At 72.4% G+C, this 21,252-nt stretch carries 22 protein-coding genes; 6 read left to right on the forward strand and 16 right to left on the reverse strand.

Going from position 1 to position 21,252, the window contains the following annotated elements:
* The first annotated feature begins 3 nt into the window (after positions 1-3).
* Genes ACFYOB_RS15835 through ACFYOB_RS15845 form a run of 3 tightly spaced genes read left to right on the forward strand, consistent with a single transcriptional unit; the run spans position 4 to position 2,581 of the window.
* Complete coding sequence (locus ACFYOB_RS15835) at positions 4-732, forward strand: ABC transporter ATP-binding protein (RefSeq protein ID WP_388560135.1); 729 nt, start codon at positions 4-6, stop codon at positions 730-732.
* Positions 729-1,682, forward strand: coding sequence for a hypothetical protein (locus ACFYOB_RS15840; protein WP_388560137.1), 954 nt, complete (start codon positions 729-731; stop codon positions 1,680-1,682). Before ACFYOB_RS15835 ends, ACFYOB_RS15840 begins: the two co-directional genes overlap by 4 nt.
* Positions 1,682-2,581, forward strand: coding sequence for a hypothetical protein (locus tag ACFYOB_RS15845; protein WP_388560139.1), 900 nt, complete (start codon positions 1,682-1,684; stop codon positions 2,579-2,581). Before ACFYOB_RS15840 ends, ACFYOB_RS15845 begins: the two co-directional genes overlap by 1 nt.
* A gap of 35 nt (positions 2,582-2,616) precedes the next feature.
* Here ACFYOB_RS15845 and ACFYOB_RS15850 read toward each other — a convergent pair whose 3' ends face one another.
* The 3 genes from ACFYOB_RS15850 to ACFYOB_RS15860 are packed head-to-tail and all read right to left on the reverse strand — an operon-like array spanning position 2,617 to position 4,035.
* On the reverse strand, positions 2,617-3,045 hold the full coding sequence (locus ACFYOB_RS15850) for a Zn-ribbon domain-containing OB-fold protein (RefSeq protein WP_388560141.1): 429 nt from the start codon (positions 3,043-3,045) through the stop codon (positions 2,617-2,619).
* Positions 3,042-3,494, reverse strand: a complete 453-nt coding sequence (locus ACFYOB_RS15855; RefSeq protein WP_388560143.1) for a DoxX family protein — start codon at positions 3,492-3,494, stop codon at positions 3,042-3,044. The genes ACFYOB_RS15850 and ACFYOB_RS15855 overlap by 4 nt, the downstream gene beginning before the upstream one ends.
* Before the next feature lie 58 nt (positions 3,495-3,552).
* Complete coding sequence (locus tag ACFYOB_RS15860; RefSeq protein WP_388560145.1) at positions 3,553-4,035, reverse strand: hypothetical protein; 483 nt, start codon at positions 4,033-4,035, stop codon at positions 3,553-3,555.
* Positions 4,036-4,163: 128 nt separating this feature from the next.
* Between ACFYOB_RS15860 and ACFYOB_RS15865 the strand changes: the two genes are divergently transcribed.
* The 3 genes from ACFYOB_RS15865 to ACFYOB_RS15875 all read left to right on the forward strand — a co-directional run bounded on the left by ACFYOB_RS15865 (position 4,164) and on the right by ACFYOB_RS15875 (position 8,609).
* Positions 4,164-5,315, forward strand: coding sequence for a flavin-containing monooxygenase (locus ACFYOB_RS15865; protein WP_388560147.1), 1,152 nt, complete (start codon positions 4,164-4,166; stop codon positions 5,313-5,315).
* A 166-nt stretch (positions 5,316-5,481) separates the two neighbouring features.
* Positions 5,482-7,716: an acetate--CoA ligase family protein gene (locus ACFYOB_RS15870; RefSeq protein ID WP_388560149.1), complete on the forward strand. Its 2,235-nt coding sequence runs from the start codon at positions 5,482-5,484 to the stop codon at positions 7,714-7,716.
* A gap of 92 nt (positions 7,717-7,808) precedes the next feature.
* Positions 7,809-8,609, forward strand: coding sequence for an enoyl-CoA hydratase/isomerase family protein (locus ACFYOB_RS15875; RefSeq protein WP_388560151.1), 801 nt, complete (start codon positions 7,809-7,811; stop codon positions 8,607-8,609).
* A 15-nt stretch (positions 8,610-8,624) separates the two neighbouring features.
* Here the strand turns inward: ACFYOB_RS15875 and ACFYOB_RS15880 are convergent, their stop codons facing one another.
* The 13 genes from ACFYOB_RS15880 to ACFYOB_RS15940 all read right to left on the reverse strand — a co-directional run bounded on the left by ACFYOB_RS15880 (position 8,625) and on the right by ACFYOB_RS15940 (position 21,240).
* Positions 8,625-9,419 carry a VOC family protein gene (locus ACFYOB_RS15880; RefSeq protein WP_388560153.1) on the reverse strand — a complete coding sequence of 265 codons (795 nt, stop codon included), beginning with the start codon at positions 9,417-9,419 and terminating at the stop codon, positions 8,625-8,627.
* A 120-nt stretch (positions 9,420-9,539) separates the two neighbouring features.
* The gene (locus ACFYOB_RS15885) at positions 9,540-10,301 is read right to left on the reverse strand and encodes a 3'(2'),5'-bisphosphate nucleotidase CysQ (RefSeq protein ID WP_388560155.1); all 762 of its coding nucleotides are present in this window, start codon (positions 10,299-10,301) and stop codon (positions 9,540-9,542) included.
* 20 nt (positions 10,302-10,321) lie between these two features.
* Positions 10,322-11,215, reverse strand: coding sequence for an ABC transporter permease (locus tag ACFYOB_RS15890; RefSeq protein ID WP_388560157.1), 894 nt, complete (start codon positions 11,213-11,215; stop codon positions 10,322-10,324).
* Positions 11,202-11,978, reverse strand: a complete 777-nt coding sequence (locus tag ACFYOB_RS15895; protein ID WP_388560159.1) for an ABC transporter ATP-binding protein — start codon at positions 11,976-11,978, stop codon at positions 11,202-11,204. The genes ACFYOB_RS15890 and ACFYOB_RS15895 overlap by 14 nt, the downstream gene beginning before the upstream one ends.
* Entirely contained in the window at positions 11,975-13,108 is a 1,134-nt protein-coding gene (locus tag ACFYOB_RS15900; RefSeq protein ID WP_388560161.1) for an ABC transporter substrate-binding protein, read from the reverse strand. Before ACFYOB_RS15900 ends, ACFYOB_RS15895 begins: the two co-directional genes overlap by 4 nt.
* Positions 13,086-14,444: a sulfate adenylyltransferase subunit 1 gene (locus ACFYOB_RS15905; RefSeq protein WP_388560163.1), complete on the reverse strand. Its 1,359-nt coding sequence runs from the start codon at positions 14,442-14,444 to the stop codon at positions 13,086-13,088. Before ACFYOB_RS15905 ends, ACFYOB_RS15900 begins: the two co-directional genes overlap by 23 nt.
* Before the next feature lie 2 nt (positions 14,445-14,446).
* Entirely contained in the window at positions 14,447-15,367 is a 921-nt protein-coding gene (cysD, locus tag ACFYOB_RS15910; RefSeq protein ID WP_388560249.1) for a sulfate adenylyltransferase subunit CysD, read from the reverse strand.
* 26 nt (positions 15,368-15,393) lie between these two features.
* Positions 15,394-16,002, reverse strand: a complete 609-nt coding sequence (cysC, locus tag ACFYOB_RS15915) for an adenylyl-sulfate kinase (RefSeq protein WP_388560165.1) — start codon at positions 16,000-16,002, stop codon at positions 15,394-15,396.
* 22 nt (positions 16,003-16,024) lie between these two features.
* Complete coding sequence (locus tag ACFYOB_RS15920; RefSeq protein ID WP_388560166.1) at positions 16,025-17,269, reverse strand: GNAT family N-acetyltransferase; 1,245 nt, start codon at positions 17,267-17,269, stop codon at positions 16,025-16,027.
* 3 nt (positions 17,270-17,272) lie between these two features.
* Positions 17,273-18,607, reverse strand: coding sequence for an MFS transporter (locus ACFYOB_RS15925; protein ID WP_388560168.1), 1,335 nt, complete (start codon positions 18,605-18,607; stop codon positions 17,273-17,275).
* Between the two features lie 30 nt (positions 18,608-18,637).
* Positions 18,638-18,898 carry a YciI family protein gene (locus tag ACFYOB_RS15930; protein WP_388560170.1) on the reverse strand — a complete coding sequence of 87 codons (261 nt, stop codon included), beginning with the start codon at positions 18,896-18,898 and terminating at the stop codon, positions 18,638-18,640.
* A gap of 42 nt (positions 18,899-18,940) precedes the next feature.
* The gene (locus ACFYOB_RS15935; protein ID WP_388560172.1) at positions 18,941-20,278 is read right to left on the reverse strand and encodes an acetyl-CoA carboxylase biotin carboxylase subunit family protein; all 1,338 of its coding nucleotides are present in this window, start codon (positions 20,276-20,278) and stop codon (positions 18,941-18,943) included.
* Complete coding sequence (locus tag ACFYOB_RS15940) at positions 20,278-21,240, reverse strand: hypothetical protein (RefSeq protein WP_388560174.1); 963 nt, start codon at positions 21,238-21,240, stop codon at positions 20,278-20,280. Before ACFYOB_RS15940 ends, ACFYOB_RS15935 begins: the two co-directional genes overlap by 1 nt.
* Positions 21,241-21,252: the final 12 nt, after the last annotated feature.

Raw genomic sequence — 21,252 nt, forward strand, 5'->3', positions numbered from 1 at the left:
ACGATGAGCGTCCTTTCCTGTCACGAAGTGACCAAGAGCTTCCGGAAGCACTCCGTGCTGGAAGGGGTCCATCTCAGCCTGGAGGCCGGCGAGATCGTCGGCCTCCTCGGGCTCAACGGCGCGGGCAAGACCACCCTGATGCGGGTGATCACCGGGCTGTCCACCCCCGATTCCGGTGAGGTGCGGCTGTTCGGGGAGGCCTTGCCGATGCGGCCGCGGCAGCTCGACCGGCTCGGGGCCGCGCTCGACGCTCCCGCCTTCCACCGGTGGTCCACCGGACGCGCCATGCTGCGCACCCTGCTCGACACCGCCGGGCTTCCCGACGGCGGGCGCATCGCCCGCACGCTCGACCGCGTCGGGCTCAGCGGCGCCGCCGACCGGCGGCTCGGGACGTACTCGCAGGGCATGCGGCAGCGGCTGGCCATCGCCGCGGCGCTGCTCAAGCAGCCCGATCTGCTGATCCTCGACGAGCCCACCAACGGGCTCGACCCCGAGGGACTGCGCATGGTGCGGCGGATCGTGGCCGAGGAAGCCGCCCGCGGAGCCGCCGTCCTCGTCTCCAGCCACCAGCTCGACGAGATCCAGCGCATCTGCCACCGCGTGATCATGCTCGCCCAGGGACGTATCGTCGCCGCCGGCACCCTCGACGCACTCGGCTACGACCCCGAGAGCGGTCCGGCCGCCTTCGAAGACTGGTTCTTCGGGCTCGTCGGAGACGGCGGCCGCCGGTGAACCGCCTCGTCCGGGCCGAGACCCGCCGGCTGCTGCGGCACCCGCTGGCCCTCACCCTCGCCGCGCTGTTCGTCTTCGGCTCCCTCTACTGCGCCTGGGTGAGCCAGAACATGGCCTCGTACAACATCCAACAGGTGCAGTCCAACCTCGACTTCCTCCCCGCCTCGTGCGAGTCCAAGCGGAACACCCCGGAGCAGAAGGCCAAGTGCCTCGCCGAGGTGCCCCTGCAGGCCGTCGGGCTGGAGCGGATCCAGGACCGCTTCGTCGCGGAAGGGGTGCGTGCCGCGCAGGCCCAGCATCCCGCGGGTGCCCTGCTGTGGACCGTACGGCTGATGACGTCCGTCCCGGGGCTCGCGCTCCTCGTCATGCTGGCGGCCTTCTCCGTCGCGGGCGAGTGGACCCGGGGCAGCATCGTGCCGCTGCTCCTCTACGAGTCCCGCCTCAGCCGGCTCCTCGCCGCCAAGGCCCTGGCCGTCTGGGTGTGGAGCCTCGCGCTGCTGTGCGCGTCCGCCGCCGTGACGGCCGCGTTCGGCCTGCTGTACGGCCGTGGCGCCTATCCGCTGCCTTCGCCCGGCGCCCTCGGCACCGTCCTCGCCGACACCGCACTCGGCGTACTGGCCGGGGCTGCCGTGCTGGCCGGGGCCGCAGCCGTCGCGGTCGCCCTCGGCGCACTGCTGCGCCAGCCGATGCGCACCTTCCTCGCCGGGATGCTGCTGCTCGTCCTGGTGGTCCGCACCTCCGCCGCCCCGGGGCTGGGCGCCTGGCTTCCCGGCGGCGCGCTGGCCGACCTCGTCGGCTTCGGCGCGGTCGACGGGGTCTGGGACCACTTCTGGATCTCGACCGACCCCTCCACCGTCCCCGTCCTGCTCCGTGTCCTGCCGACCCTGGCCCTCATCGGCCTGCTCTGGCTCGGGCTGGACCGCCTCAACCGGACCCGGGACCGCGCCTGATGGCCGGTACCCGGCGGCGGCCGGTGCGCGGGGAAGGGGCCGCCTGGGCCGGCGAGCTGCGGGCCCTGTGGACCGTTCCCGTGTGGGGCGTGACCGCGGCCGTGGTGCTGCTGGCCCTGGCGCTCGTCGGCCGGCTCTGGATCTCGGGCGCCTCGTACGGGGTGCTCGACCCCTCGGTGTCGGCACTCACCTCGCTACCGTCCGCACTGCGGGCGGCGGCCTGGCAGTTCGCGACCCTGCTGGGGCTCGTCCTCACGGCGGTGGTCGTCGCGACGGGACTCGGCCAGACCCTGGAGGGCGGCACCTGGAGCGCCCTGCGCCTGTTCGAGAACCGCGTCGGGGTGCTGTGGGCGCGCAAGGCGGGCGCCGCACTCGCCCTGTCGCTCGCCGGTCAGATCGTCACCGGCGTGCTGCTGTGGCTGGCCGCTTCGGCGCTCGCCCGGCTGTGGCCGGTGCGGCCCCGCGCGGTGCCCCCGGGGTTCGGCGGCGGGGCCGTCCACACTCCGCCTCCCCTGCCCGTCGAGTCCGCGACCTGGGGCCAGGCGATCGGCGCCATCGCCGCCGCCCTCCTGGTCCAGGTCCTCTTCGTCTCCCTCGCCGGGCTCGCGGCGGCCCTGCTGCGCAGCGTCATCGGGACCCTCGCGCTCGGGGTCGGACCCCTGCTGGTGACCGCTCCGCTCGTGCTGCTTCCGGCGGCGCCGTTCCTGCCGCACCGCTGGATCGCCGATCTGCTGAACCTGCCCGCCGAGGCCCAGTACCAGCTGTACCTCTGGAACCAGGCCCCGCCCGATCCCTCGCCCCTGACCGGAGGCCTCGCCCTCGCCGCGGTCGCGGCCCTGGCCGCCGTGGCCGCCTGGGCGGCGCTGCGGTCCGAGCGGGCGCTACGGCCCGTCGACTGACCCCGTCGACTGACCCCGTCGACTGGCCCCCGGGGTCAGTCCGCCGGGCGGAAGACCGCCACCCACACCCCGTCCGCCACCTCGCGGAAGGTGACCGTGAGCGGCATGCCGATGCGCAGGTCCGCCGCCCCGCAGCCGACGACCTCCGTCATCATCCGCGGGCCCTCGGCCAGGTCGACGACCGCCGCCGTGTACGGGACGCGCGTGCCGAACGGCGGGAGGTCGTTGCGGTGGATCACCGACCAGGTGTAGAGGGTCGCCCGGCCGCTCGCCGCCTCCCACGCCACCCGGTCCTCCCCCGCCCAGCAGAACGGGCAGAACTCCCGCGGGTAGTGGTGCGCCCGCCCGCACTGCGCGCAGCGGCGCAGCAGGAGCCGGCCCTCGGCGGCCGCGTCCCAATAGGGGCGGGTGAAGTCGTCCGCCTCGGGGAGGTCGTACCGTACGGCGCTCGCGGGTGCGTTCACAGGAACAGTCCGATCGCCGCGTCGAGGGACCAGGTCTGCCAGGCCATCGCGAAGAGCGCGACGAGCGAGATGAGCGCCATCATGGCGTTCTGGCCCTGCTCGGCCCAGTCGTGGATCATCAGGACGAGGTAGAGCAGGTTCAGCAGCAGCCCGCCGATCAGCGCGACCGGGGTCAGGAACCCGAACACCAGGCCCAGCCCGAGGGCGAGTTCCGCGTAGACGACGATGTACGCCATCACCTTCGGCCGCGGCCCCACGACCAGCTCGAAGCCGCCCTTGACGAAGGTCCAGCGGTGCTTGCCCGCGACGTCGGCGGCCCAGGCGATGCCGGTGCCCCGCTCGAACCAGCCCTTCTTGTCCTTGTGCCGCCAGCTCTCCAGCCACCACAGGCCGAGGCCTATCCGGAGCACGGCGAGCCACTCTGCCCCACTGAGCCAGATGGTCTGCATCCCACCCTCACCCACCCAATCGATCTGACGGTACGTCAGTTCAGCGGATCGGAGGCGATCACGCAAGGGCCCGGCCGGGGTCGGGCGCCGCGACATCACGGACCCAGACCGGGAAGGGCGGGAACTCGGGCTCGGCGTGATCCGTTACGTCGTCGAGCTCCGACCAGGCGATGAGGCCGGGATCCTCGTCGGCGAGGAAGCCCTCCACGACGGGCCCGAGGTCGGTGACGGGCAGGTAGGCGCCCCCGAACGGCAGCTCGTCCGCGGCCACCGACCCGGTCGAGCAGCGCAGCTGGCCGGCCTGCTGGTCGTGCCAGACGTAGAACGTCGCCGCCCCCACGAAGCCCCGTTCGAGGACGCGGCGCCGGATGGCTCCGGCCGTCCGCTCGAAGGCGGCGGCCACGTCGGCGACCGACAGGGACCGCCGGTCCTCGTCCTGCGCGCTCAGCCACCAGGTGTTGGTGTCCCTCTCGGCCCGCCGGTCGGCCGGGTCCAGCACGAGGGGCTCGTCCGCTATTTCCGCGATGTACGTCAGAAGCACCGCAGCAGTATCCCGGCACGCCGGGGTCCGTGACCGATCCGCAATCGATTCCCTCCTCGTCCGAGACCCATCAACCCAGCGTGGCGATACGATCACACCTCATGCCAGGAGTCCCCACAGCACCCGACATGACCACCCAGCCCCGCCCCGTGTACGTCATCGGCGGCGGTCCCGGCGGTCTCGCCGCCGCCGCCGCGCTGCGCGCCCGCGGGGTCCGCGCCGTGGTCGTGGAGAAGTCCGACGAGGTCGGCGCCTCCTGGCGGCGTCACTACGACCGGCTCCACCTGCACACCACGCGACGGCTCTCGGCCCTGCCGGGTCTGGCCATGCCGCGCCGCTTCGGCCGCTGGGTCGCCCGCGACAACGTGGTGCGGTACCTGGAGAAGTACGCCGAGTTCCACGAGCTGGAGATCGTCACCGGCGTCGAAGTGAGCCGGATCGAGCGCGAGGCGGACGGCGGCTGGACCCTGCACGCGAGCGGCGGGCGGGTGCTCACCGCAGCGGCCGTGGTCGTCGCCACCGGGTTCAACCACACGCCCGTGCTGCCCGACCTGCCGGGCCGGGACACCTACACCGGACGGCTGCTGCACGCCGCCGACTACCGCAACCCCCAGCCCTACGCCGGCCAGGACGTGCTCGTCGTCGGCGTCGGCAACACCGGCGCCGAGATAGCCGTCGACCTCACCGAGGGCGGGGCCGCCCGGGTGCGGCTCGCCGTACGCACCGCGCCGCACATCGTGCGCCGCTCCACCGCGGGCTGGCCGGCCCAGCGCACGGGGATCCTCGTACGCCGGCTGCCCGTGCGGCTCGTGGACCGGCTGTGCGTGCCCGTCGCCAAGGCCTCCGTCCCCGACCTGTCGGCGTACGGGCTCCCGCGCCCCGGCCCCGGCCTGTACAGCAGGGTCAAGGAGGGGGCGATCCCGGTCCAGGACGTCGGCCTGATCGAGGCGGTCCGCGCCGGGCGGGTCGAGCCGGTCGCGGCCGTCGAGGCCTTCGACGGCGCCGAGGTCGTACTCGCGGACGGCTCGCGCATCACCCCGGACGCGGTGGTCGCGGCGACCGGATACCGCCGCGCACTGGAGGGCCTGGTGGGCCACCTGGACGGCGTGCTCGACGAGCGCGGACGGCCCCGGACGCACGGCGCCGGCACCCCTGCCCAGGCCCCCGGCCTGTACTTCACCGGGTTCACGAACCCGATCAGCGGGATGCTGCGGGAGCTCGCCCTGGACGCCGAGAAGATCGCCAAGGCCGTGCAGCGGCATCTGCGCAGGGCGGCCTGAACGGCACTCTGGACCCCACCAGAGGAAATCTGCCACCGTTTTACACACCACCTCCACCAGCTTTCCTGCGCAGCCCTGTTCCTGACGGCACGTCAGTTCAGTAATCTGACTACGCGTCAGTTATTGAGGTTCCATCGAGGTTCATCGAGCAGGAGCGGGCGGAACGATGCTTGGATCTACTCACGGCACCCTCACCACCGACTTCCGCGCACGTGTCGAGGCCTGCGGGGAGTCCCCCAGGACGGCCGTCCACTCGACCGCGGCACCGACCCCCGAGGACGCGGTCGCCGTGGACGTCAGCGGGCGGCCCCTGCAATCCGACGCCCCCGACCTGGACCGGTTCTTCCGGCCCGAATCGGTCGCCGTCGTCGGCGCCTCCGACGCCGAGGGCAGACCGAACACCGGCATCACCCGCCAGCTCATCGCCTGGGCGCAGCGCGTCGGCGCCCGGATCCACCCCGTGCACCCGACCCGCGAGAGCGTCTTCGGGCTGCCCTGCGCGCCCTCGGTCGCGGCCCTGCCCGAACAGGTGGACCTCGCCGTCCTGCTCGTCGCCGACCCGCTCCCCGTGATCGAGGAGCTCGCCGAGACCAAGGTGAAGTTCGCCGTCGCCTTCGCCTCCGGCTTCGCCGAGACCGGCGACGCGGGCGCCGCCGCCCAGGACCGCCTCGCGGCCGCCGTCGGCCGCTCCGGCCTGCGTCTGCTGGGCCCCAACACGAACCTCAACGCCTTCGAGGAGTTCCGCGACGACCTCGACGGCCCGGCCATAGCCCTGATCACCCAGTCCGGGCACCAGGGTCGGCCCGTCTACACCCTCCAGGAGCTGGGCATCCGCCTCTCCCACTGGGCGCCGACCGGCAACGAGGCCGACCTGGAGACCTCCGACTTCATCTCCTACTTCGCCGAGCAGCCCGAGGTCGGGGCCATCGCCTGCTACGTCGAAGGCCTCAAGGACGGCCGGTCCTTCCTGCTCGCCGCCGACCGGGCGGCCCGCAACGGGGTCCCGGTCGTCGCCGTCAAGGTCGGCCGCACCGAGACCGGGGCCCGGATGGCCGCCTCCCACACGGGGAAGCTGACCGGCGCGGACACCGTCGTGGACGCCGCCATGCGCCAGTTCGGCGTGATCCGCGTCGACGGCCTGGACGAACTCCAGGACACGGCCGCGCTCCTGGCCCGCGCCCGCAAGCCCAAGGCCGACGGCGTGGTCGTCTACTCCATCTCCGGCGGCACCGGGGCCCACTTCTCCGACCTCGCCTCCGAGGCGGGCCTGACCCTCCCCGCCCTCTCCCGGGCCAAGCAGGACGAGCTCCACCAGTGGATCCCGGAGTACCTGAACGTCGCCAACCCGGTCGACAACGGCGGCCACCCCGTCGGCGACTGGCGCGGCCGCAAGATCATCGACGCGATCCTCGCCGACCCGTCCGTCGGCGTGCTGATCTGCCCGATCACCGGCCCCTTCCCGCCCATGAGCGACAAGCTCGCCCAGGACCTGGTGGACGCCGCCGAAGCCACGGACAAGCTCATCTGCGTGATCTGGGGCTCCCCGGTCGGCACCGAGGAGGCCTACCGGACCACCTTGCTCGGCTCCTCCCGCGTGGCCACCTTCCGTACCTTCGGCAACTGCATCACCGCGGTGCGCGCCTACCTCGGCCACCACCGCTTCACCGCGGCCTACCGCTCCCCCTTCGACGAGGCCCCGCGCACGCCCTCCCCCTCGTACCGCAAGGCGCAGGCCCTGATGCGCCCGGGCCAGCAGCTCAGCGAGCACGCGGCGAAGCAGCTGCTGCGGGCGTACGGGATACGGGTCCCGCGCGAGCAGCTGGTGACGAGCGCGGCGGCGGCCGTCCGCGCGGCCGGTCTGGTCGGCTACCCGGTCGTCATGAAGGCCTCGGGCCCCCAGCTCGGCCACAAGACCGAACTCGGCCTGGTCAAGATCGGCCTGACCTCCGCCAGCCAGATCCGCGACGCGTACCGCGAGCTCACCGACATAGCCCGCTACGAGAACATCCCGCTGGACGGCATCCTGGTCTGCCAGATGGTCGAGCGGGGCGTGGAGATGGTCGTCGGCGTCACCCAGGACGACCTCTTCGGTCCCACGGTCACCGTCGGCCTCGGCGGGGTCCTCGTGGAGGTCCTGCACGACGCGGCGGTCCGCGTGCCGCCGTTCGGTGAGGACCAGGCGCGCCGGATGCTCACGGAACTCCGGGGGCACGCGCTGCTGGAGGGCGTACGGGGGGCGGCGCCGGCCGACGTCGACGCCCTGGTGGAGGTCATCCTGCGGATCCAGCGGATGGCGCTGGAGCTCGGCGACGAGCTGTCCGAGCTGGACATCAACCCGCTGATGGTCCTTCCCCGCGGGCAGGGGGCGGTGGCGCTGGACGCGCTCGCCATCTGCCGCTGACCCCGCGCGGGCCACCACCGGTGTTCCGCGCAGCGCCGACCCGCACCCATGGCGCGGCATCAACCACCCTAAGCAGAACGGGAGTTCGGAACATGACCAGCGCCCCTGCGGACGAAGTCCTGCACCGCTTGGACAACGGCGTCTCCTGGATCACCTTGAACCGCCCCGACGCCATGAACGCCGTCACCTGGGAACAGCGCGAACGCGTCATCGCGCTGCTCGCCGACGCCTCCGCCGACCCCGACGTCCGCGCCGTCGTCATCACCGCCACCGGCAAGGGCTTCTGCGCAGGCGCCGACCTGCGGGGCGGCCCCGCCGCCGGCGAACGCGTCGCCGGCGACGTCGCCCGCATGATCCGCCTCGGCGCGCAGCGCCTGATCACCGCGGTCCTCGACTGCGAGAAGCCGGTCCTCGCCGCCGTCAACGGCACGGCCGCCGGTATCGGCGCCCACCTCGCGCTCGCCTGCGACCTGGTCATCGCCGCCGAACCGGCCCGTTTCATCGAGGTGTTCGTCCGCCGCGGCCTGGTCCCAGACGGCGGCGGGGCGTACCTGCTGCCCCGCCTGGTCGGCCCGCAGAAGGCCAAGGAGCTGATGTTCTTCGGCGACGCCGTCCCGGCGGCCGAGGCCGAGCGCCTCGGCCTGGTCAACAAGGTGGTCCCGGCCGAGGAGCTGGAGGCCACCGCCCGCGACTGGGCCGAGCGCCTCGCCCAGGGCCCCACCCGGGCCCTCGCCATGACGAAGCAGCTGGTCAACGCCTCCCTGGACAGTGACCGGGCGACCGCGCTGGCCGCCGAGGCCACCGCCCAGGAGCTCAACATGACCACGGCCGACGCCAACGAGGGCGTGAGCAGCTTCGTGGAGCGCCGCACGCCCAAGTACCTCGGCCGCTGAGCGTGCCCCGGCGGGCTACATCCGCGGGCTGGGCTTCAGCAGCGCGAACACGGCGCCCGCCGGGTCCGAGGCCCACGCGATGCGGCCGACGTCCGGTACGTCCGCCGCGGGCATGAGCACCGCCCCGCCGTTGCCCTCGATCGCCGAGACGGTGGCGTCCACGTCGCCCACGTGGAAGTACGGCACCCAGCGCGGCACCATGGCCGACCCGCCACCCGCGCCCTCACCCTGCTCCGCGACCCCGCCGAAGGACGTCTGCTGCTTGTCGCCCTCGGCGAGGCTCAGCACCCGGTACGTCATCCCGGGCGCCTCCATCTCCTCGTGACGCCACCCGAACAGCCCGTAGTAGAAGGCGATGGCGGCGACCGGGTCCGGGACGTGCAGCTCCACCCACACCAGGGAGTTCTCGGCGGAGGCCAGCTCCAGCCCGCCGGTCTTCCCGGGCTGCCAGGCCGCGAAATCGGCGCCCTGCGGGTCGGTGAACTGCGCCAGCCAGCCCTCGCCCATGACGTCCATGGGCTCCATCCGCACCCGTCCGCCGCCGTCCCTGACGGCCTTGGTGGTGGCCTGGATGTCGCGGCTCATGAAGTGGACCATCCACGCGGACGTGGCCCCCTCCTCGGTGAGGGGGCCCAGCGCGGCGACGGTCTTCCCGGCCGCCTTGAAGAAGCCGTACCCGCCCGCCTCGGGCCCGGCCGATTCGAAGCGCCAGCCGAAGACGGCGCCGTAGAAGCGCGCTGCGGCGTCGGTGTCGGGGCTGCCGAGATCGAGCCAGTTGGGTGATCCGGTACGGAAGTCGGTGCCGAGCATGGTTCCTCCTGCGGGTGGGGTGGACGACGACCCGGGCCACGATGCCGACCGTCCGCTGCCGCCCGCCCGCACTTCCCCCGGCGGGGCGGTGGATTCACCCGTTGGGGGGAACCGCGAGGCTCACCACTCCAGCCGCGCGATCTCCTTCAGCAAGGTCTCCTCCAGGCCTTTGCGGCAGACGAGCAGGTCCGGCAGCCGGGGGTCGCGCCGGTTGTAGCGCAGCGGGGATCCGTCGAGCCGCGAGGCGTGGGCCCCGGCAGACAGCGCCACGGCGACCGGCGCGGCGGAGTCCCATTCGTACTGACCGCCGCCGTGGACGTAGGCGTCGACCATGCCGAGGACGACGGCCGAGATCTTGACGCCGGCGGAGCCCATCGGAACCATCTCGGCGCCCAGCGCGGCGCCGAGCTTCTCGACCGACGCGGGCGGCCGTGTTCGGCTCACCGCGATGCGCAGCGGGGCGCCGGCCGCCCCGGACACCGGCGCGGGCACCGACAGCCCGGTCCCGGTGGCGAGCACCCGGCCCCGGGCGGGCAGGGCGACGGCGCCCGCCGCGAGCCGGTCCCCCTCCCAGAGGGCGACATGGACGGCCCAGTCGTCCCGGCCGTCCTCGGCGTACTCGCGGGTGCCGTCGAGCGGGTCGATGATCCAGACCCGGGGCGCGGTGAGCCGGGCGGCGGAGTCGGCCGCCTCCTCGGAGAGCACCGCGTCGCCGGGCCGACGGGCCGCCAGTTCCCGCGCGAGGAACTCCTGCGCCGCCCGGTCCCCCGCCCCGCGCAAGGCGGCGGGATCCGCGAATCCGGCCTTGGCCCGCAGTTCCATGAGAACGCCTCCCGCGCGCTCCGCCAGGTCGGCCGCGCAGGCGTGATCGTCGTACGTCATCGAGCTCCCTCTCGTGTCCGTCATCCGTCCGACAGCCCGCGCCCGCGCAGCACCCTGCGGGTCAGGGGCGCGAACACCAGCAGCTCGATCCCGACCCCCACGAGCAGGATCAGCAGGATCGACGCCAGGACCAGCGGCATGTCCTGGTTGACCCGGGCGTTCTCCAGCAGATGCCCCAGTCCCATCCCCAGGTCCGGAGAGCTGGCGATGAGTTCGGCGGCCATGAGCGAGCGCCAGGAGAAGGCCCAGCCCTGCTTGAGGCCGGCCAGGTAGCCGGGGACCGCGGCCGGGAGCAGTACGTGGCGCACCCCGGCGAGGCCGGTCGCGCCCATGGTGCGTCCCGCACGCAGATAGATCGGGGGCACCTGGTCCATGCCGGAGATCAGGCCGTTGGCGATGGACGGCACCGCTCCGAGCAGCACCACCGCGTAGATCGTGGCGTCCGTCAGGCCGAACCAGACGATGGCGGCGGGCACCCAGGCCACCGAGGGAAGCGACTGGAGCCCCGACAGGATCGGGCCGATCGCCGTCCGTACCGGTGCGACGCGGCCGACCAGCAGGCCGAGCGGCGTCGCGATGACGGCCGCGACGGCGAAGCCGAGCGCGCCGCGCCAGACGCTCTCGCCGACGACCCCCAGGATCGTTCCCTCGTACCACTGGTCCTGCAGCGCCCGCCACACGTCGATCGGCGCCGGCAGCAGGTAGCGGGGCTTGAGCTCCGCCTCGCAGGCCAGCTGCCACACGGCGAGGAGCAGGGCGACGGCGATCAGCGGGGGCAGCAGCCGCGTGCGCAGGGTGCGCCGCAGTGTGGACCGGCGAGCGGGGACCAGGCCGGTCTCCAGCGCGTCGAGTCCGGCCTCCAGGCCCGCGAGATCACCGGCCTCGCGCCTGCGCCTGATGTCAGTGCTGACCATGGCGGCGGATCTCCTTCCGGAGCTGTTCGGTGATCTCGACGGACAGCTCCGCTACGGCGGCGTCCTCGATGCGGCGCGGCTGCTCGATGTCCACGACCCACTCCTGGGCGATCCGGCCGGGCCGCGAGGACAGCAGGACCACCCGCTGGCCGAGCCGTACGGCCTCGCGCACGTTGTGGGTGACGAAGAGGACGGACAGCGAGCCCGCGGCGGAGCCGCTCTTGTTCGCGACCTCCCAGATGCGGGTGAGTTCGCCGTGCAGCACGTCCCGGGTGATGGCGTCGAGCGCGGCGAACGGCTCGTCCATCAGGAGCAGCCCGCTGTCCTGGGCGAGTGCGCGGGCCAGGGCGACGCGCTGGCGCATGCCGCCCGACAGCTCGTGCACGCGCTTGCCGAAGGCGTCCTGGAGCCGGACCAGTTCGAGCAGCCGCTGCGCCTCCGCCCGTCGCGCGGGCTTGGCCCGGCCGGCCAGCTTCAGCGCCAGTTCGATGTTCTGGCCCGCGGTGAGCCAGGGGAACAGGGCGTGCTCCTGGAACATCAGCGCCGGGCGCTCGCCCACCACGTCGATGGCCCCGGCCGTCGGGCGGTCGAGCCCGGCGATCAGGTTCAGGAGGGTGGACTTGCCGCAACCGGACGCACCGAGGACGGTGACGAACTCACCGGCGGCGACCGCGAGGTTGATGTCGTCGAGGACGAGCAGTTCCCCGGCGGGCGCGGGGAACGACATCGACATGTGTTCGACGCGTACGGCGGCCTCGTTCATCGGACGGGCCCCAGACCGGCCGCCGCCTCGTCGATCTCCGGCCGGTTCAGCGACCGCAGCGCGTTGTTGAGCGGCCTCAGGTCGTAGATCCCCCGCAGGTCGGGGTCCTCCAGCAGGCCCACCGCCACGGCGTGCTGCGCCTGGGTGCGCAGTGTGGAAGCCAGCGGGTCGTGCAGGAACCTCAGGCCCCCGAACGCCGCGCCCAGCACGTCCTCGGGCAGGGGCTTGCCGGTGAGTTCCGCCAGGGCACTGTTGATGCGCACTTTCGCCTCCTGCGGGTGGCCGGCGATCCAGTCGTTCGTACGGATGGAGCCGCGCAGCACCGCCTCGACCACGTCGGGGTGCTCGGCGAGGAACTTCTGCGAGACGATCACGTTCGTCGTGACGAAGTCCCCGCCGGGCCAGAGGTCCTTCTCCTCAAGGAGTCGCCTGCCGCCCTTGGCGACCAGCAGCGACGCGGTCGGCTCGGGCACCCACGCGGCGTCGATGCTGCCCCGCTCGAAGAGCCCGGGTATCTCCTTGTTGTCCGCCCGCACCACGTTCACGTCGCCCCGGCCGGTGGTGGCGTCGACGGTGAATCCCTGCTCCGCGAGGTAGGCGAGGAGCGCGACGTCCTGCGTGTTGCCGAGCTGGGGGGTGGCGATCCTCTTGCCCGCGAGCCCGTTGCCCGCCCGCTCGGTCTTCTTCGGGTCGGCGACTAGGGAGACGCCTGCGGAGGCCGCGCCGGAGATGACGCGCAGCGCCTTTCCCCGGGACTTCGCGTAGCCGTTGACCGCGGGCGACGGGCCGATGAAGCCGATGTCGACCGACCCGGCGTTGAGCGCCTCGATCTCGGAGGGTCCCGCGTTGAAGACCTGGGTACTCAGCTTCGTACCGCCCAGCTCGGCTGCGAACATGCCCTCGCGGGTGCCCAGCAGGGCGGTGGCGTGGGTGAGGTTGGCGAAGTAGCCGATCCTGACGGCGGACGCGGACAGCGGCTTGCCCGTGCCGGCCACGGCGAGCGGCTCGTGCCGTGCGCGGTCCTTGGCGCGCGAGCCGTATCCGCAGCCTGCCAGCGCCGCGATCAGCAGCGCCGTCAGGACGATCCGGGCCGCTGCGGTCCGTCCGCTAGGAGAGCGCACCGGCGCCACCCCCGGGGTTCGGGGCGAAGGATTCGCCGGCCATGCCTGCCGCGAGGGTGGTCCCGTCGGCGGGGTCGATCAGGAGGAAGGATCCGGTGCGGCGGGAGTCGGCGTACGCGTCGAGCGCGAGGGGCTCGGCGGTGCGGACGACGACGCGGCCGATGTCGTTGGCGACGAGCTGTCCGGGATCGGGGTGCTGGGACAGGTCGTCGAGGGTGAGCCGGGAGGGGATCTCCTTGACGATGGCCTTGACGGTGCGGGTGGTGTGCTTGATCAGGACGCGGGCGCCGACGGCCAGGGGCTGGTCGGCGACGTGGCAGACGGTCGCTTCGACGTCCTGGGTGGTGGCCGGGGCGCTCGCGGTGGGTGCGATCAGGTCGCCGCGTGAGATGTCGATGTCGTCCGCCAGGCGCAGGGTCACCGACTGCGGTGCCCACGCGATGTCCACGGACTCGCCGAGCGCGTCGATGCCGACGACGGTGCTGGTGCGGCCCGAGGGCAGGACGGTGACCGGCTCGCCGACGCGCAGCACGCCGGAGGCGATCTGGCCGGCGTAGCCGCGGTAGTCGGGGTGTTCGGCGGATTGCGGGCGGATCACGTACTGCACCGGGAAACGGGCCGGGCAGGCGGTGAGGTCGTGGCTGACCGGGACGGTCTCCAGGTGCTCCAGCACGGTGGGGCCGCCGTACCAGTCCATGTTCGCGGACGGCTCGACCACGTTGTCCCCGGCCAGCGCCGAGATCGGGATCGCGGTACACCACTCTTCCTGGGGGCGCCCCCCAGACCCCCAGCCCGGGACGCCCAGGCCGGTGGCGTAGGCGGTGAACTCCTGCGCGATCGACGCGAAGACCGTCTCCCGGTAGCCCACCAGGTCCATCTTGTTCACGGCCAGCACCACGTGCGGGACGCGCAGCAGGGCCGCGACAGCGGCGTGGCGGCGGGTCTGCTCGATCACGCCGTTGCGGGCGTCGACCAGGACCACCGCCAGGTCGGCGGTGGACGCGCCGGTGACCATGTTGCGGGTGTACTGCACGTGCCCGGGGGTGTCGGCGAGGATGAACCGGCGCCGGGCGGTGGCGAAGTAGCGGTAGGCGACGTCGATGGTGATGCCCTGCTCGCGTTCGGCCCGCAGGCCGTCGGTGAGGAGCGCGAGGTCGGGTGCCTCCTGGCCGCGCTGGGCGGAGACCGCCTGGACGGCCTCCATCTGGTCGGTCAGGACCGACTTGGAGTCGTGCAGGAGACGGCCGACCAGGGTGGACTTGCCGTCGTCGACGGAGCCGGCGGTCGCGAAGCGCAGCAGCGTGGTCGCCGACAGATCGGCGAACTGCTCGGTGGTGGAGGTCATTTCTAGAAGTACCCTTCGCGCTTGCGGTCTTCCATCGCGGCCTCGGACATCTTGTCGTCGGCGCGGGTCGCGCCCCGCTCGGTGAGGCGGGAGACGGCGATCTCGGCGATCACGGCGTCCAGCGTGGTGGCGTCGGAGTCGACGGCTCCGGTGCAGGACATGTCACCGACGGTGCGGTAGCGGATCAGGCGGGTCTCGGGGACCTCGCCCTCCTTGGCGCCGCCCCACTCGCCGACCGTCAGCCACATGCCGTTGCGCAGGAACACCTCGCGCTCGTGGGCGAAGTAGATCTCCGGCAGCTCGATGCCCTCGCGGGCGATGTACTGCCACACGTCCAGCTCGGTCCAGTTGGAGAGCGGGAAGACGCGCACGTGTTCGCCGGGGGCGTGGCGGCCGTTGTAGAGCTGCCACAGCTCGGGGCGCTGGCGGCGCGGGTCCCACTGGGAGAACTCGTCACGCAGGGAGAAGACGCGTTCCTTGGCGCGGGCCTTCTCCTCGTCACGGCGGCCGCCGCCGAACACGGCGTCGAACTTCAGCTGCTGGATCGCCTCGGTGAGGGGGACGGTCTGCAGCGGGTTGCGGGTACCGTCCGGGCGCTCGCGGAGCTTGCCCGCGTCGATGTACTCCTGGACGGAGGCCACGTGCAGGCGCAACCCGTGCTTCTCGACCGTGCGGTCGCGGTACTCCAGCACCTCGGGAAAGTTGTGACCCGTGTCGACGTGCAGCAGCGTGAAGGGCACCGGCGCCGGCGCGAACGCCTTCAGCGCCAGGTGCAGCATAACGATGGAGTCCTTGCCGCCGGAGAACAGGATCACCGGCTTCTCGAACTCACCCGCCACCTCACGGAAGATGTGCACGGCCTCCGACTCAAGAGCGTCGAGGTGACCGAGCTGCCGCGGCGTTTCGGACGACGGGCCCGCCATGGCGGCCGCCGCCGGTATCGGCGGGGTCATCGGAGGAAGTGCCTTTCGGCCAGCAGGCCCAGCAGCATCGAGGCCGACTCGGCCACCGACTGGGCGTGCGCCGGAATGCGCATGTCGGGCGCCACCGGCACCTCGTAGGGATCGTCGACCCCGGTCAGGCCGGAGATCTCGCCGTCGCGCTGCTTGGCGTACAGGCCCTTCACGTCACGCTCCGAGCAGGTCGCGACCGGAGTGGCCACGTGCACCTCCAGGTAGGGGGTGTCGCTCTTGGCGTGCCGCTCGCGGACCGCCGCCCGGCTGTCCGCGTACGGTGCGATGACCGGCACGAGGACGATCACCCCGTTGCGCGCCAGCACCTCGGCCACCATGCCGATCCGCCGCACGTGGGTGTCGCGGTCGGTGCGCGAGAAGCCGAGCCCCTGCGACAGCGTCTCGCGCACCGCGTCGCCGTCCAGCACCTCCACCCGGCATCCCTCGGCGCGCAGCCGCTCGGCGAGCACCTCCGCGATCGTCGACTTGCCCGCGCTCGGCAGTCCGGTCAGCCACACCGTCACACCGCAGTCGCACGGCCTGGCCGAGGCGGCGCGGGTCGTGTCCGGCCGGGCGTCGTGCTGCAGCCCATGACGTACCACCATGTTCGGTCGACCTCTTTCTGTCCTAGGCGGTTTGACCGGTGAGACGCTCGAAGTGCGTCGAGGTCCGGGCGGAGAGGAACTCCATGACCCGGTGCAGAGCGGCGAGCCGGTCGGCGTCGGGGGTCCAGAGCCAGGTCTCCCGAGGGGAGAGCCGCGCACCGCGCCGCAGCTTGGCGCTGAACGCCTCGAATCCGAGACGTACGGTGCGCAGCCCGTGGTCCGCCGCGTGGCGCAGCGGCTCGTAGAAGGTCAGGCACGGGTAGACGGGGCCGGCGTCGGAGACGGTTTCGTCCGCCCCGTACATGAGGATGCAGTAGCTGTCGTCGTCGGCCATGTGGATCCCGCAGGCGACCAGTTCGCCGTCCCCCGCGCCGGTCCGGACGGCGACCGGGACCCGGAGGTGGTCGCCCAGCAGGCCCGCCATGGCGGACCGGGCGGCGATCAGTGCCTCCCGGTCCGGGCGCCCGCCGTGCTTGGCGATGTTGCGGGTCTCCAGCTCCACGACCCGCTCCACGTTGCCGTCCAGGGGCCACACGCCGAGGCTGAGGGCGGAGTCGGCCACGGCCTGCTCCTCCTTGCGGTACATGCGGCGACGGCGGCTGGGGAGCGCGTCCAGGTACGAGTCGTACGAGGAGACCGCGCTGAGGTCGAAGTCCGAGACGCCCGTCAGCACGGCCGGGCGGAATCCGAGCTCTGCCAAGGCCGTCCGCAGGTCCGTGTCCTGCGGACGTACGTAGGGCAGGCAGACCGCCCCGGCGAGCCCGCCCCGCACGGCGTCCTGGGTGTGCGCCAGCAGCGCGTGCAGCGCGCGGCGCCGAGCCGGTGCGTCCAGGCCCTCGCGCAGTCCGGCCTCGGTCGAGTCGAAGCCACGGAAGACGACGGCCTCGCCGAGCGCGGCTGTGAGCGCGGCGGCGTCGGGGACCGCACCGGCCGGCCCGGCGGCCTCACCGGTGACCGCCCGCAGCAGTTCGGCGTGGGTCTCGCGCGCCTGCTGCCCGCCGTACTCCTCGGGCCGGCGCAGTTGCTCGGCGGTGAGCAGTTTCCAGGGGTGACTGAAGAGCGCCGACGCCGGTGTCGTCACCGCGCCGTGCAGTGCGGCGCACCACCCGGTGTCGTCCGCGGCCGTGACGAGGGCGGGCGGGCCGGCTTCCACGCGTTCCCGGAACCGGGCGTATCCGTGGCCGCGGTCGGCGCGCCCGCGGCCGTACAGTGCTTCCCACTGCGCGGTCGTCGGGTGCGCCGCGCTGTCGTACAGGTGCGTGTCCACCGGTCACCCTTCCCGTTCTTGTACCGGCTGCGGCTGCTGGGCGGCGGGGGCCGGTACGTAGGCCCGCAGGTCCGCCCCCGCCTCCTCGACCCGGCGTACGCCTTTGACGGGCGAGGCCAGCAGTGGTAGCGAGGACACCGCGAGCGAGACGGCGATGACCAGCAGCGCGTCACCCGCCCCCAGTGCGTCGGCGAGAGCGCCGCCGATCAGGGCCCCCAGCGGATTGGGCCCGAGGGCCACCAGCCGGTAGCTGGCGGTCACCGAGCCGAGGAACTCCCGCGGCGGGATGGTCTGCCGCAGGCTCATCACGTAGACGTTGTACGCGCCCAGCGCCAGGCCGTTGCTGAGGAACGCCAGGCCGTACGCCACGACCGGTGGCAGCAGCCCCGAGAGCAGCGGGCCGAGCAGCAGTGAGCCGGAGGCGATCAGCAGCCCGGTCGTGAGGGTCTTCCCCGCGTGCAGCCGGGAGGCCAGGCGTCCCACGCCCACCGAGCCGGCCAGCGCGCCGATGCTGGCGACGCCGATGATCAGGCCGACGGCGCCGGTGGACAGGTCCGCCTGCCGCACCCCGTAGATCATGAAGGCGGTGAGGAAGGCCTGTTCGTGCAGGTTGAAGAGACCGGACTGGACGCACAGGTCCCGGATGGGCCGGCAGGTCCAGGTGAACTTGAGCCCGGCGAGCAGCGCGCGGCCGCCCGGCCGGGACGGCGGCGGCACCGCGTCCTCCGCGATCCGCAGCGACCAGAAGCTGATCCCCGCGCCGGCGAACAGGGCGCAGGTCACCGTGACCGCGAACGGCAGCCCGGCGAGCTGGACGAAGACGCCGGCGAGCGCGGGCCCGGCCATCTGGGTCGCGGAGGTGCTGGCCTGGAGGATGCCGTTGCCCTCCGCCAGTTCCGCGGGCTTGAGGAGTTTGGGTACGGCCGACTGGTATCCGATGTCGTAGAAGACGGTGGCCGATCCCACGACGAAGGCGATCGCGAGGAGCATCCACAGGTTCAGGCCGAACAGGGCGTATCCGACGCCGAGCAGGGCGAGCGCGGCGCCGCGCACCACGGTGCACACCACGATGAGCGTGCGGGTGGGCGCGCGGTCCGCGAACACTCCGGCGACGAGGGAGAGGACGACCACCGGCACGAACTGCGATGCCGACACCAGTCCCGCCTGGGCGCCGCTGCTGTGCAGTTCGACGACCGCCAGCAGCGGGAAGAGGAAGAGGGCGACCTGGTATCCCAGCCGGGACACCGCGTCCCCGATCCACAGCCTGCGGAAGACGCCGAGCCGCATCAGTGAGCGGGGCTCGTGCGCCGCCGCCGAGGTCTGCCGGTTCTCCTCCATGGTCCCCTCCCCCTCCTGTGGTCCTCGTCGTCAGTTGATGAAGGGCTGCCACTCCCGCGACTGCCGCAGGGTGACGCCTTCGGTCCGGAAGTACGGGTCGGCGGCGATGAGTTCGTCGAGTGCCGGCCGGTCCGGGACGTCGAACACGAGCACCGCGCCCGAGTCGTCGGCGAGCGGGCCGGCCATCCTCAGCAGGCCCTTCTCGTGCAGAGCGGTCAGCTTCTCGCGGTGCGCGGGGCGCGCGGCGAGCCGCTCGGGGGCCTGGGTGAAGGCGAGTTCAACGATCCACATGTCTGGCTTTCCCTTTCCATACCGTGACGGACCCGGTCGCCGTCACGGCTGTGCCGGGGCGATCGAGACCTCGATGGAAGCACGTACGTCAGCCTCCAGGCGGTCCAGTTCGGCCACCGTCGGTGCGTCGATGAGGAAGGTGACCACGCGGTCCCCGGACTCGGTGAGCGGGCCGACGCGTGAGCCGCGGCGCTTGAGCGCGAGCACCGCCCGCAGGGCGGCGGGCCCGTCGGGGTCGCCCGGCTCGATCTCGGGCCAGGGTTCGCCGTTCGCGGTCCAGGTCACGTCGGTCGCCTGCGGGTGGCGTACCTTCACGTCCTCCAGTACGCCGTGCGCCGTCTCCAGGTACACCTGCCGGGCGTACCGTACGGGCGCGGTCCGGCTCACCGGCTCGCCCAGCGCGATCCGCAGGATGTCCGGTTCCACGGGCCGGCCGGTGGCGAGGTGGTACAGCGGCAGCAGTCCGTCCCCGGGCGTGCGCGCCGCCAGTTCCATCAGGACGACGCGGCCGTCGCCGGTCAGCCTCAGCTCGGTGTGGACGATGCCGTTCTCGAAGGCGAGGCGCTCCACCATGGCCCGGTTGGCGGCGAGCAGACGCTCGTTGTCCGGGGACGGGGGCGCGGGGACGGTGTGGCCCAGTTCTACGAAGAAGTCGGTCGACTCCTCGTTGGTGCGCTTGTGCGTCACCGACTCGAAGACGATCCGCCCGCCTTGGATCAGCGCTTCGACCGAGTACTCCTGGCCGGTGACCTGCTCCTCCACGAGCAGGGTCTCCGCCGGCGCGTAGCCGTCGCCGGAGATCAGGTCCAGGAGCTGCTCCCGGTCCTCGACCACCCGCACGCCGGAGCTCTCGCGGCGGCCCGACGGTTTGAGCACCGCCGGGAAGCGGACCGTGTCGTACGGTGCGCCCTCGCGCCCGCCGGGCGGGATCACCACGGTGCGCGGGCTCCACTCGGAGAGGTAGGCGCGCTGGAGGTACTTGTTGCGGCAGACCCGCGTGGCCCGCAGACCGGGTGAGGGCAGGCCGAGCAGGTCGGCGACGATGCCGGTCTGCTCGACGAGCATCTCGCCAGCCGCGAACACTCCGACGATGTCGTAGCGCTCGCGCCAGGCCATGACCTGTGCGACGACGCCGCCCGTGAAGCCCCCTTCCGTCCCCACCGTGCCGGTGACGAATCCGGCCTCCGCGATGAGCGAGCCGGGCCGCAGCCCGGACGCCATCTGGCGCGAGGTCTCCTCGCGCCACTGCTCGGAGGTCAGGACGAGGGGTGCGATGCCTCGCTGTTCCAGCTCGGTCAGGTAGCGCCAGTTCCGCAGGATGACGCGGAGCCCGCCGAGGAGGACGAAGGCGCGGGGGCGGTCACGGGCGGCGTCGTCCATCACTCGTAGCCGTACTGTTCGAGGAGATCACCGAACTGCTCGTTGAAGCGCGCCACGTTGTTCGCGGTGAAGTGTTCGCGCCACGCGCCGGAGCGGCCCCGGAAGAAGCTCCAGGAGTCCTGGTTGTAGATCTTGTCGGCGACCTGCTCCGGGTCCTCGCCCGAACCGATGTGCGTGAGCAGCCGGCCCAGCGCGTCCACCTGGCGCTCGCGGGATCCGCCGCCCTTGGGTCCGACCAGGTCCTCGAAGCGGACCTTGCACACGTCCGGGTGGCGCAGCAGCCACATGGAACGCTCGAACTGGTCGCGGCCCAGGAACGAAGGGTCGCGCAGGGCGTAGTCGATCTTCTCCTCCCACGTGGGGAGGGATCCCAGGATCTTGTGGAAGACGTCGAACTCGTAGAAGTTGCCGTAACCGGCGGCGGTGCGTCCCTCAAGGAAGTTGATCATCGAGATGACCGTGTCGCGCGGGTCGCGGTAGTTGAAGACGAGCGGCGGGGCATCGGTGGCCACCCACTCGCTGAGGAAGGTGCCGTCCACCTTGTCGATGTCCAGCTCGTGGAAGATCCAGCACAGTCCGCGCGGGGTGTCGGCGAACTTCGAGTACGAGATGTGCCGGTTGCTGATGACCTCGCGGGAGAAGTCGACGCGGGTCTGTCCGTACCGGTTGACGACGCGCTGGCCGAGCCGCTGCTGCCAGTGCCAGCCGAGGGCCGCCCAGTCGTCCCGGGTCGCCTTGCGCAGCGTCTCGGAGTCGAGGCCGAGCAGCCCCTCGTACTCCTCGCGGGAGCGGGTGATCGAGGCGATCTCCAGCAACTGCGCGTCGTCGAACTCGGGCGTGTTGCCGGGCACGGGCCGGGGCACACCGGTCATCTTGTAGCCGAGCTTGACCATGAGTCCCTGCATAAGGTGCGTGCCGGCCTTCTGCAGGGAGATCACCATGGTGCGCGGTGCCTGGGGCATGACTCTCCCTTC

Origin of the sequence: Streptomyces sp. NPDC006463 (assembly GCF_042870715.1) — a bacterium.
Lineage (GTDB): Bacteria > Actinomycetota > Actinomycetes > Streptomycetales > Streptomycetaceae > Streptomyces.

What these genes read in the sequence shown, in the direction of transcription:
- ACFYOB_RS15835 (WP_388560135.1), top strand. Translation starts at nt 4, where the DNA reads ATGAGCGTCCTTTCCTGTCACGAAGTGACCAAGAGCTTCCGGAAGCAC.
- ACFYOB_RS15845 (WP_388560139.1), top strand. Translation starts at nt 1,682, where the DNA reads ATGGCCGGTACCCGGCGGCGGCCGGTGCGCGGGGAAGGGGCCGCCTGG.
- ACFYOB_RS15855 (WP_388560143.1), bottom strand. Translation starts at nt 3,494, where the DNA reads ATGCAGACCATCTGGCTCAGTGGGGCAGAGTGGCTCGCCGTGCTCCGG.
- ACFYOB_RS15865 (WP_388560147.1), top strand. Translation starts at nt 4,164, where the DNA reads ATGACCACCCAGCCCCGCCCCGTGTACGTCATCGGCGGCGGTCCCGGC.
- ACFYOB_RS15870 (WP_388560149.1), top strand. Translation starts at nt 5,482, where the DNA reads ATGCTTGGATCTACTCACGGCACCCTCACCACCGACTTCCGCGCACGT.
- ACFYOB_RS15875 (WP_388560151.1), top strand. Translation starts at nt 7,809, where the DNA reads ATGACCAGCGCCCCTGCGGACGAAGTCCTGCACCGCTTGGACAACGGC.
- ACFYOB_RS15880 (WP_388560153.1), bottom strand. Translation starts at nt 9,419, where the DNA reads ATGCTCGGCACCGACTTCCGTACCGGATCACCCAACTGGCTCGATCTC.
- ACFYOB_RS15885 (WP_388560155.1), bottom strand. Translation starts at nt 10,301, where the DNA reads ATGACGTACGACGATCACGCCTGCGCGGCCGACCTGGCGGAGCGCGCG.
- ACFYOB_RS15890 (WP_388560157.1), bottom strand. Translation starts at nt 11,215, where the DNA reads ATGGTCAGCACTGACATCAGGCGCAGGCGCGAGGCCGGTGATCTCGCG.
- ACFYOB_RS15895 (WP_388560159.1), bottom strand. Translation starts at nt 11,978, where the DNA reads ATGAACGAGGCCGCCGTACGCGTCGAACACATGTCGATGTCGTTCCCC.
- ACFYOB_RS15905 (WP_388560163.1), bottom strand. Translation starts at nt 14,444, where the DNA reads ATGACCTCCACCACCGAGCAGTTCGCCGATCTGTCGGCGACCACGCTG.
- cysD (WP_388560249.1), bottom strand. Translation starts at nt 15,367, where the DNA reads ATGGCGGGCCCGTCGTCCGAAACGCCGCGGCAGCTCGGTCACCTCGAC.
- cysC (WP_388560165.1), bottom strand. Translation starts at nt 16,002, where the DNA reads ATGGTGGTACGTCATGGGCTGCAGCACGACGCCCGGCCGGACACGACC.
- ACFYOB_RS15925 (WP_388560168.1), bottom strand. Translation starts at nt 18,607, where the DNA reads ATGGAGGAGAACCGGCAGACCTCGGCGGCGGCGCACGAGCCCCGCTCA.
- ACFYOB_RS15930 (WP_388560170.1), bottom strand. Translation starts at nt 18,898, where the DNA reads ATGTGGATCGTTGAACTCGCCTTCACCCAGGCCCCCGAGCGGCTCGCC.
- ACFYOB_RS15935 (WP_388560172.1), bottom strand. Translation starts at nt 20,278, where the DNA reads ATGGACGACGCCGCCCGTGACCGCCCCCGCGCCTTCGTCCTCCTCGGC.
- ACFYOB_RS15940 (WP_388560174.1), bottom strand. Translation starts at nt 21,240, where the DNA reads ATGCCCCAGGCACCGCGCACCATGGTGATCTCCCTGCAGAAGGCCGGC.